The 1,041-nt window shown below is 68.7% G+C and carries 1 protein-coding gene; it reads right to left on the reverse strand.

Annotated elements, in window-relative coordinates:
- Nucleotides 1–1,041 (reverse strand): type VI secretion system tip protein TssI/VgrG (tssI, locus tag NGM28_RS28390; protein WP_252092543.1); only part of this gene is annotated, 1,041 nt, incomplete at both ends.

Genomic DNA, 1,041 nt, shown 5'->3' on the forward strand with positions numbered 1-1,041 from the left:
GCGGCCTTCGCGGTCCCAGAAGAACTGCACCTTGATGCGGCCGTACTCGTCGCAGTAGATCTCTTCGCCGGCCGGGCCGCTGACCACGGCGCGCTGGGTGCCGAGGATGCGCGGCTTGGGGTGTTCGAGGGGCGGGCGGTAGGTGGCGTCCCAGGGGGTGGCGCTGAAGAAGTTGCGGTAGCCCTGCTGGAAGCCGTCGTACTTGGCGTCGACGTCGCTGGTGATGGCTTCTTCCAGCACCTGCGGCTGGCGGCCCTGGTGGTGCACGTCGGTGAGCAGCCAGAGGTCGTTCCAGGCGGCGTTGGGGTGCGCGCTCAGGGTCAGGAAGTGCCCGCTGGCCAGCAACGGCTGGTCGCTGCGCCCTTCGGCCAGGCGGAAGTCGCTGCGGTGGCGCTCCAGGGCGCGGGTGGCCAAGTGCTTGCCGCGGGCGCGGTCGAGGAAGCGCCCGGGGTAGTCGTAGTCTTCGAGCTCGGGCTCGGCGTGGCTGACCGACTCGCCTTCGAGCTGGATCAGCGGTTTCTTGAAGTCGTAGTCGCGGCGGGTGACGCTGCTGGTGCGGGTTTCCACGCGCAGGCCGAAGCGCTTGATCATCGGCGTGTCGGCCACCAGCCCGGCGTCCTGCTGGTAGGCCACCGGGGCCAGCTTGCGGAACACGGTCTGGTCGTCGCCGAACACCAGTTGGTGACCGTCGGCGCTGTGGCGGAAGTGGTAGTGGATGCCCTCTTCTTCGCACAGGCGCTGGACGAACTGCAGGTTGGACTCGTCGTACTGCACGCAGTACTCGCGCTCCGGGTACACGGCGCCCAGCTGGAACTGGTAGGCGTTGGCGAGGATGCCGTGCTCTTCCAGTACCTGGGCGATGATCTTCGGCACGCTCAGCTGCTGGAACATGCGCTGGTTGATGCGGTGGGCCAGGTAGGCCAATTGCGGGCGCAGGGTGACCTGGTAGCGGGTCAGGCGCTTGCCCGCCTCGCCTTGCGCGGCGCGGTAGATCAGGCCGTGCAGGCCGCGGCCGTCGTCGCCGAGCTGGAGGAACGCGGG

Source organism: Pseudomonas sp. MWU13-3659 (assembly GCF_023757525.1).
Lineage (GTDB): Bacteria > Pseudomonadota > Gammaproteobacteria > Pseudomonadales > Pseudomonadaceae > Aquipseudomonas > Aquipseudomonas entomophila_E.